Raw genomic sequence first — 8264 nt, 5'->3', positions numbered from 1 at the left:
CGACAATGGCAAGTCAGGGAAATCCGTGTCCTCGTAATAGACGCGGACCTGCATGTGGTGGCGGCCGTCGCGGATTTCGCCGTCGAGATGAGACATCAAGCTACAACTCGCTGAATATCAGGGACGGCGCCGTGGCGAAGCATGGGCATCAGACTGGGTCCCCCCGGCGCGCGCAAGACGGCGTGCGGCCTTCATCTGGACGAACGCCCTCAATGCTTGCTCGACAACGGCAGATGTCTCTGCAACGCCGACAAACTGTCGTGCCTGTGCGAAAAGCTCATCGTCAATTGAAATCGTGGCTATCATGAGCGCTCCTCTACGTCAGATGTAGCATTATCTGATGTAGGTTTCACGCCCCGTCGTCACGCCACCACCGGCGCCCGCCCCAGCGTCACCTCGACGATCTCCGGCGGCACGCCGACGCGGACCGGCATGATGCTGCAACCGAGGCCGCCGGAGATGATGACGTCGCACTTCAGCCGCAGATGGCCGTAGGCGAGCGGAATGCCGTGTTGCGGCGGAAGCGCAGGCGACCAGCCGAACAGGCGGACCTGACCGCCATGGGTGTGGCCGGAAAGCTGGAGCGCGACACGCGCGGGCACGCGCGTCGCGATATACGGCTCATGCGCGAGCAGGACGATTGGAGCGTCGTCCGTAACCTTTGCGAGCGTCGCGGTCAGATCGTCGACACCGAAGCGCTGAGCGCGGCCGTAGCGCTGCGACGGCGCATAGGCGAGCTGATCGCCGAGGCCGGCGAGCCAGAACGGGCGACCATCCTTGGTGAGACGCACGACGTCGTTCTCGTAGACGGGAATGCCAGCCGCCTCCAGCGCACGATGGGCGACCGTCGGCCCGCGCCCGGCCCGCTGCACGACCTTGTCGTCCCAATAGTCGTGGTTGCCCATGACGGCATGAACGCCGAGTGGCGCCTTGAGGCCAGTCAGCACCCCCGCCCATTCATCGGCCGGGATGATGCGCGTGACATGGTGATGACCGGCGACATAGTCCCCGAGCAGCACGGTGAGATCGGGACTGAGAGCGTTGGTGCGATCGACGATGGCCTCGATCCGATCCAGCGACATCCAGGGATCGCAGGCATGGATGTCGGCGACGACGGCGATCTTCAGCGGAAAATCCGCTGGCCATTGCCGCGGCATTGGATGATAGCGAGTAACGCGTAGCCGCAACACCGGCTCGACACCAACGCCGTAAGCCGCGGTCGAGACGCCGAGGGCGGAGAGACCGCCGATGGAACGGATGAGATGACGCCGATTGATCATGGAAGTCCGATAGTGATGCGGCCTCTTGATGCGATCCGATTGGAGCGGAATTGGGGTGCGTTCGTGCAGAGTGTCTGCACAGAGATTACCGGAAGTTCATGACACCAGGGCAATGCGCGCAAATCAGTCGTCGCTCTCGTCCGTACCGAACAGGCCGAACTGGGCCGCCGCATCGCGCGAAGGCTCTGCGATGCCGAGATGGCGGAAGGCGTGCGAGGTGAGCAGGCGGCCGCGCGGGGTGCGCTGGAGATAGCCGCACTGAATGAGATACGGCTCGATGATGTCCTCGATCGCATCGCGCGGCTCCGACAGCGCGGCGGCCATCGTCTCGACGCCGACCGGGCCACCACCATAGTTCGTCGCGATGGTCGTGAGGTAGCGGCGGTCCATGGCGTCAAGGCCGGCGGCATCGACCTCGAGCGCGCTCAGCGCGTGATCGGCGATCTTGCGGTCGATCCGGTCGGCATCGGCGGCCGAGGCGAAATCACGCACGCGACGCAACAGGCGGCCGGCGATGCGCGGCGTGCCGCGGGCGCGCCGCGCGATCTCGTTGGCGCCATCCGCGCTCATGCCGACGTTGAGCACGCGCGCGCCGCGAGTGACGATGCTCTCCAGCTCCTCGATCGTATAGAAATTGAGCCGGATCGGAATGCCGAAGCGATCGCGCAGGGGATTGGTGAGCAGGCCGGCGCGCGTGGTGGCGCCGACGAGAGTGAATTTCGACAGCTCGATCTTGACCGAACGCGCTGCCGGGCCTTCGCCGATGATGAGGTCTAGCTGAAAATCCTCCATCGCGGGATAGAGCACCTCTTCCACCGCCGGGCTGAGGCGATGGATTTCGTCGATGAAGAGCACGTCCCGCTCTTCGAGATTGGTGAGGAGTGCCGCGAGATCGCCGGCCTTGGCGATCACCGGGCCTGACGTGGCGCGAAAACCGACGCCGAGCTCCTTGGCCACGATCTGCGCCAGCGTGGTCTTGCCAAGGCCCGGGGGACCTACGAACAGAACGTGATCCAGCGCCTCGCCGCGCTTGCGCGCCGCCTCGATGAAGATCGAGAGATTCTTGCGCGCCTGCGCCTGGCCGACGAAATCGGACAGCGATTGCGGCCGCAGCGCGATGTCGCCGACATCATCGCTGCGGCGCTCGGGCGTGACCATGCGGTTGGCCTTGGGATCGCTCACTTCGCGAGCTCCTTCAACCCAAGCCGGATGAGCTGCGCCGTTTCGGCGTTCTCACCCGCGCTGCGCGAGGCCGAGGCGATGGCCGCGGCGGCTTGCGGCTGGCCGTAGCCGAGATTGACCAGCGCGGAGATCGCGTCCGCCACAGGTCGCGGCGCGCGCTGCTCGTCGACGGCGCCGGCGAGATGCACCACGGCGGGGTCGACATTGGCGAAGGCCGGCGCCTTGTCCTTCAACTCGGTGACGATGCGCTCGGCCACCTTGGGCCCGACGCCGGGGGTGCGCGCCACGGCAGCCTTGTCGCGCAGAGCAATCGCATTGGCGAGATCGGCCGGCGCGAGCGTGCCGAGCACGGCGAGCGCGACCTTGGCACCGACACCCTGTACGGTCTGGAGCAGGCGAAACCATTCGCGCTCCTGGTCGGTGCGGAAGCCGAACAGTTTTATTTGATCCTCACGGACATAGGTTTCGATCGAGAGCACCGCTGCGTCGCCCGGCGAGGGAAGATGCTGCAGCGTCCGCGCCGAGCAATGCACCTGATAGCCGACGCCGCCGACGTCGAGGAGCACATAATCCTCGCCGTAGGAATCGATCAGGCCCTTGAGCTTGCCGATCATAGTCCCACCACCTTCAGCCTGAGCGCCGTGCTCTGGCGGTGATGGGCGTGGGTGATGGCGATGGCGAGCGCGTCGGCGGCGTCGGCCGACGGCGGCTCGGCCTTGGGCAGCAATATCTTCAGCATCATCGCGATCTGCTGCTTGTCGGCGTGACCGGCGCCGACCACCGTCTTCTTCACCTGGTTCGGCGCGTATTCGGCGACAGGGATGCCGAACATTGCGGGCGCCAGCATGGCGACGCCGCGGGCCTGGCCGAGCTTCAGCGTCGCGACGCCGTCCTTGTTCACGAAGGTCTGCTCGACTGCCGCTTCCATCGGATTGTGATTGGAGAGAACCGCCGTGAGCCCCTCATGGATCGCGAGCAGCCGGCTCGACAGCGGCAAATCGTCCGGCGGTTCCACCGAACCGCAGGCGACGTAGATCAGGCGATTGCCGTCGGCCTCGATCACGCCCCAGCCGGTGCGGCGCAGGCCGGGGTCGATGCCGATGATGCGGACGGGTTGGCGAATCGGGAGCGCGCTCATGGGCCAGTGATAGCGGTTGGCCCATGATAGCGAAACAGAAACAGAACAGAAGTCCCCGGAGAAAGGCGGTCTCGTGAGGTGAGCGCCGCTCCGAGGCCTCAGCCGCCCATCTTCGCGACCAGCGCGTCCGAAATCTCGAAATTGGCGTAGACGTGCTGGACGTCGTCGTGCTCGTTGAGCAGGTCCATCAGCTTCAACAGCTTCTCGCCGGTCTCGTCATCGACCGCGACCGTGTTCTGCGGCTTCCAGATCAGCGCAGCTTTGCGCGGCTCGCCGAACTTGGCCTCCAGCGCCTTTGCGACGTCGCGATAGCTTTCGGTCGAGGCATAGATTTCGTGGCCACCCTCGCCCGAGACCACGTCGTCGGCGCCGGCCTCGATCGCGGCATCGAGCACCGCGTCGTCATCGGCGACGCTGCGGTCGTATTCGATGATGCCGGTGCGGTCGAACATGAAGGACACCGAGCCGGTTTCGCCGAGATTGCCGCCGGATTTGGTGAAGAAGGAGCGGATGTCGGAGGCGGCGCGGTTGCGGTTGTCGGTCAGCGCCTCGACGATGACGGCGACGCCGCCGGGGCCATAGCCCTCGTAGCGAATCTCGTCATAGTTCTCGCCATCGCTGCCGAGCGCCTTCTTGATGGCACGCTCAATATTGTCCTTCGGCATGTTCTCCTGGCGCGCCGCGATGATGGCCGCGCGCAGGCGCGGGTTCATGTTGGGATCGGGCGTCCCCAGCTTGGCGGCAACGGTGATTTCCCGCGCCAGCTTGCCGAACAGCTTCGACTTCTGGGCATCCTGCCGCCCCTTGCGGTGCATGATGTTCTTGAATTGGGAATGTCCGGCCATGCGTGATCTTCTCGAGAGAATCGTGCGCCAAAGGTGAGCGTGGGGAAGCGCGGCCTTATAGGCCGCCAACCCACCGGAATGAAAGAGCCTCTCATACTTTAAGGTAATAGCGTAGGGACCCGTGCCCAGAAGTCAGGCACCGTTAACCCTGATTTCATTCCGGCCTGAGAAAATAGCGTCCGCCCATCTCCCGACAAGAGTAGACCCAATGGCGTTCGCATTATTTCGGAAGCGCCGGCCGGACATGGCCGCACCAGCGGCAGCCGCGCAGGCCGCGCAGCCGGCGGCAGCGCCCGCTCCGGCGGTCGAGGTCGATTCGGCCCGGGAAATCCTGGAACTGCTGGAACTCGAGCTCGGCGCTATGATCCGCCAGCTTGAGCGCGCCGCCAATTCGGTGGCGGGCGGCGCCGAGGCCACCGCGACGACACTTGCCGATATCCGTCAGCGCACCGACGCACTGACCGGGCGGACCAATGCCGCCCAGTCGAACGCCTCGGGCTTTGCCCATGCCGCCGACAAGTTCACCCAGTCCGCGCAAGGCATCGGCGCGCAGGTCCGCGAGGCCGGCAAGCTCGCCGACGAGGCCAGCGCCGCCGCGCAGGAGGCGCGCGCCAATGTCGACCGCCTGCGTGAATCCTCCGCCGCGATCGGCAATGTCGTCAATCTGATCGCGCAGATCGCGCGGCAGACCACCCTGCTCGCGCTCAACTCCACCATCGAGGCCGCGCGCGCCGGCGCCGCAGGCAAAGGCTTTGCGGTCGTTGCCACCGAGGTCAAGGCGCTTGCGGTACAGACCCAGGGCGCCACCGAGGAGATCTCCAAAAAGATCGACGCGCTCCAGCGCGACGCCGCCGGCTCCGCGGACGCGGTGCACCGGATCTCGCAGGCGATCGAGGCGATCCGCCCGGTGTTTGACACCGTCAATGGCGCGGTCGCCGAGCAGAACGCCACCACCAGCGAGGTCTCCGGCAACGCGGCCAGCGCATCGCAGTTCATCATCTCGGTCGGCGAAAGCGCGGCCGAGATCGACGCCGCGACCAAGGCCGCCGAGACCCATGGCGAGAACGTCGCCAGCGCCGGCCAGGCCGTGACGACCTTCGCCCGGAAGCTGAAATCGCGCTGCGCGGTGTTGCTCCGCCAGAGCGAGCACGACGATCGCCGCAAGACCGAGCGGCTGCCCTGCCACCTCAAATTCGAGAGCGCGCGCGGCGTGCTGCCGGTCTATGAGATCGCGATGGACGGCGTCTTGATCGGTGGTGCGGAAGCAAGCCGGCTCGCGCCGCAGGCGATCATCGACGGCACCCTCGAGGACGTCGGGGCCTGCCGACTGCGCGTGGTCGAGCAGTCCAAGGCCGGCGCCCGCACGCAATTCGTCAACCCCGATGCCGCGCAGCGCGAGAAGATCGAAGACAAGCTCTGGTCGATCCACGAGGAGAACACCGAGTTCGTCACCCGCGCGATGGAGGCCGGCACCGCGCTGACCCGGATTTTCGAGCAGGCGGTCGCGCGCGGCGAGATCAAGATCGATGACCTGTTCGACACCGACTACGCCGAGATCGCCGGCACCAGTCCGCAGCAATACCGCACAAAATACCTGGACTGGGCCGACCGCGCGCTGCCGCCGTTCCAGGAAGCTTTTCTCGCCAAGGAACCGCGCATGGCGTTCTGCGCCATGGTCGACCGAAACGGCTTCCTGCCGGTCCACAACAAGATCTATTCGCACCCGCAGCGGCCGGGCGATGCCGCCTGGAACACGGCCAATTGCCGCAACCGCCGCATCTTCAACGATCCGGCGGGGTTGGCCGCGGCGCACAACCTGCGCTCGTACCTGATCCAGAGCTATGCGCGCGACATGGGCAACGGCAACACGGTGATGATGCGCGAGATCGATGTCCCGATCCGCGTGCAGGGCCGGCACTGGGGCGGATTTCGCACGGCCTACAAGCTGTAGTGCACGCTCAGGCAAGACGCCGGGCGCGAATCACGTCTTTAGGTGAAGTTGGAATGGGAATGCCGCGGAGGGCCGGCGAACGGCTCTGACTTGAGGAAGCCCCGTACATGTCCTTCGCCCAGCTTGCAGTCATGGACACTGGATCCAACCGGACGCTCGCCGAGCGGCTGATCGACCAGCTTGCCGACCGCATCGGCGGCCTCGGTGTCGAGCTTGCCGACATCGCCGGGAACGTCCAGGAGGTCGCCAACCGCGTCGCCAGCCAGTCGGAACGGTTCCACCATCTCCAGACGACGGCTGAGACAATGGTCTCGGCTAACCACGACATCGCCAACGCCTCACAGGCGGTGCAATCGACCACATCGGCGGCGGTCGGAGAGATCGCGCAGTCGCGCGGTGCGGTCGACACCGCGGTCAGCCATATCTCCGAGCTCGTTGCTGCCGTGGAGCGGATCGAGGCGCGCCTGAGCGCCGTCGGCTCGGCGCTGGCGCAGGTCGCAAAAGTCTCCGGCTCGATCGAGGCGATCGCCAAGCAGACCAATCTGCTTGCGTTGAACGCGACGATCGAGGCCGCGCGTGCCGGAAATGCCGGACGCGGGTTTGCGGTGGTCGCAAGCGAGGTCAAGAACCTCGCGGAGGCCACCCGGCAGGCCACGCACCAGATCGCCGACACCGTGCGCGATCTCGACGGCCAGATCGAAGGCCTGATCGGCGAGAGCAGCGATGCGTCCCGGCGCGCCAAGACCGCGGGCGAAGGCGCCCAGCAGATCTCCGGCATCATCTCGCGCGTCCAGCAGGGCTTCGCCTCCGTGGAAGCCGAGATCGACAGCGTCACGCGTGCAGCAACCTCCAATCTCGGCCACTGCGACACCGTCATCAACGAGCTCAACGAGCTCGCCAAGGGCGTCGACCTGTCCTCGCGCGATCTCAAGAATGCCGATCAGCGGGTGACAAAGCTGCTCGACACCTCCGAAGGCCTGATCGCGCTGATCGCCGACAGTGGCGTGGAGACATCCGATGCGCCGCTGATCCGCGCCGTCGTCGACACCGCCAAACGCATCTCGGCCGAGTTCGAGGCCGCGATCGATCGCGGCGAGATCACGCTCGACCAGCTCATGGACGAGAGCTACCGGGAGATCGCCGGCACCGACCCCAAGCAGTATCTCACCAAATATGTCGAGTTCACCGATCGCGTGCTGCCTGCGATCCAGGACCCTGTCCAGAAATCCGATCCCCGCATCGTGTTCTGCGTCGCCTGGGCGAGGAGCGGCTATCTGCCGACGCACAATCCGAACTACCGGCTACCGCAGGGCAAGGACCCGGTCTGGAACAACGCCAATTGCCGCAACCGCCGCCTCTTCACCGATCGCGCCGTGAAGAAGGTCGCGGCCAACACAAAACCCTTCCTGCTGCAGACCTACCGGCGCGACATGGGCGGCGGGCAGTTCGTGCTGATGAAGGACCTGTCCTCGCCGATCATGGTCCGCGGCAAGCACTGGGGTGCATTCCGCATGGGGTTTCGTCAGGGCTGAATCAAAAACCTCGAAAACAACCCCATGCACAGTAGCCGGGGTGCGCGGAATCAATGGCTTAGCGGGATGAAATGAGGCTTGGCTGGTTGCCAAGGAGAAGGTGCGCGACCTCTCTCGCTTGCGGGGGACGTTGAGCAAATTCCGAATGTCCCAGTTGACCCGTCGGGCAAAACAGGAGCACGATGCCATCATCGGGCACGTCGGCTTTTGCGCCATTGGAACTGATTGCTTCAGACGCGCACCGTGCCCGCCCTCACCCGACTTTCACAATCGCACGACTTTCGTCTTGGCATGGTTTTGCGCATTCGCACGCTGATGCGCGGAGGTCGACACCGC

At 65.4% G+C, this 8264-nt stretch carries 8 protein-coding genes; 2 read left to right on the top strand and 6 right to left on the bottom strand.

Annotated elements, in window-relative coordinates:
* Positions 1-117: 117 nt before the first annotated feature.
* The 6 genes from FXB38_RS40280 to FXB38_RS40255 form a co-directional block, all read right to left on the bottom strand.
* The gene (locus FXB38_RS40280; RefSeq protein WP_148756435.1) at positions 118-306 is read right to left on the bottom strand and encodes a type II toxin-antitoxin system VapB family antitoxin; all 189 of its coding nucleotides are present in this window, start codon (positions 304-306) and stop codon (positions 118-120) included.
* Between the two features lie 56 nt (positions 307-362).
* Positions 363-1280: a metallophosphoesterase gene (locus FXB38_RS40275; RefSeq protein WP_148756434.1), complete on the bottom strand. Its 918-nt coding sequence runs from the start codon at positions 1278-1280 to the stop codon at positions 363-365.
* A gap of 123 nt (positions 1281-1403) precedes the next feature.
* A complete protein-coding gene (gene ruvB / locus FXB38_RS40270) occupies positions 1404-2438 on the bottom strand; it encodes a Holliday junction branch migration DNA helicase RuvB (RefSeq protein WP_187435492.1) in 1035 nt (344 codons plus the stop codon).
* A 20-nt stretch (positions 2439-2458) separates the two neighbouring features.
* On the bottom strand, positions 2459-3076 hold the full coding sequence (gene ruvA / locus FXB38_RS40265) for a Holliday junction branch migration protein RuvA (protein WP_148756432.1): 618 nt from the start codon (positions 3074-3076) through the stop codon (positions 2459-2461).
* Complete coding sequence (gene ruvC / locus FXB38_RS40260; protein WP_148756431.1) at positions 3073-3600, bottom strand: crossover junction endodeoxyribonuclease RuvC; 528 nt, start codon at positions 3598-3600, stop codon at positions 3073-3075. The genes ruvA and ruvC overlap by 4 nt, the downstream gene beginning before the upstream one ends.
* Positions 3601-3698: 98 nt before the next feature.
* Positions 3699-4445, bottom strand: coding sequence for a YebC/PmpR family DNA-binding transcriptional regulator (locus FXB38_RS40255; protein ID WP_148756430.1), 747 nt, complete (start codon positions 4443-4445; stop codon positions 3699-3701).
* A 208-nt stretch (positions 4446-4653) separates the two neighbouring features.
* Between FXB38_RS40255 and FXB38_RS40250 the strand changes: the two genes are divergently transcribed.
* The gene (locus FXB38_RS40250; protein ID WP_148756429.1) at positions 4654-6396 is read left to right on the top strand and encodes a methyl-accepting chemotaxis protein; all 1743 of its coding nucleotides are present in this window, start codon (positions 4654-4656) and stop codon (positions 6394-6396) included.
* A 107-nt stretch (positions 6397-6503) separates the two neighbouring features.
* Entirely contained in the window at positions 6504-7928 is a 1425-nt protein-coding gene (locus FXB38_RS40245) for a methyl-accepting chemotaxis protein (RefSeq protein WP_148756428.1), read from the top strand.
* Positions 7929-8264: the final 336 nt, after the last annotated feature.

The organism is Bradyrhizobium cytisi (assembly GCF_008123515.1).
GTDB lineage: Bacteria > Pseudomonadota > Alphaproteobacteria > Rhizobiales > Xanthobacteraceae > Bradyrhizobium > Bradyrhizobium cytisi.
Note: the sequence above shows the minus strand (reverse complement) of the source record. Positions and strands in the feature narration are given on the sequence as shown.

Excerpts from the sequence above, each read along its gene's own strand:
- ruvA (WP_148756432.1), bottom strand. The coding sequence starts at position 3,076 with ATGATCGGCAAGCTCAAGGGCCTGATCGATTCCTACGGCGAGGATTAT.
- ruvB (WP_187435492.1), bottom strand. The coding sequence starts at position 2,438 with ATGGTCACGCCCGAGCGCCGCAGCGATGATGTCGGCGACATCGCGCTG.
- FXB38_RS40280 (WP_148756435.1), bottom strand. The coding sequence starts at position 306 with ATGATAGCCACGATTTCAATTGACGATGAGCTTTTCGCACAGGCACGA.
- FXB38_RS40275 (WP_148756434.1), bottom strand. The coding sequence starts at position 1,280 with ATGATCAATCGGCGTCATCTCATCCGTTCCATCGGCGGTCTCTCCGCC.
- ruvC (WP_148756431.1), bottom strand. The coding sequence starts at position 3,600 with ATGAGCGCGCTCCCGATTCGCCAACCCGTCCGCATCATCGGCATCGAC.
- FXB38_RS40255 (WP_148756430.1), bottom strand. The coding sequence starts at position 4,445 with ATGGCCGGACATTCCCAATTCAAGAACATCATGCACCGCAAGGGGCGG.
- FXB38_RS40250 (WP_148756429.1), top strand. The coding sequence starts at position 4,654 with ATGGCGTTCGCATTATTTCGGAAGCGCCGGCCGGACATGGCCGCACCA.
- FXB38_RS40245 (WP_148756428.1), top strand. The coding sequence starts at position 6,504 with ATGTCCTTCGCCCAGCTTGCAGTCATGGACACTGGATCCAACCGGACG.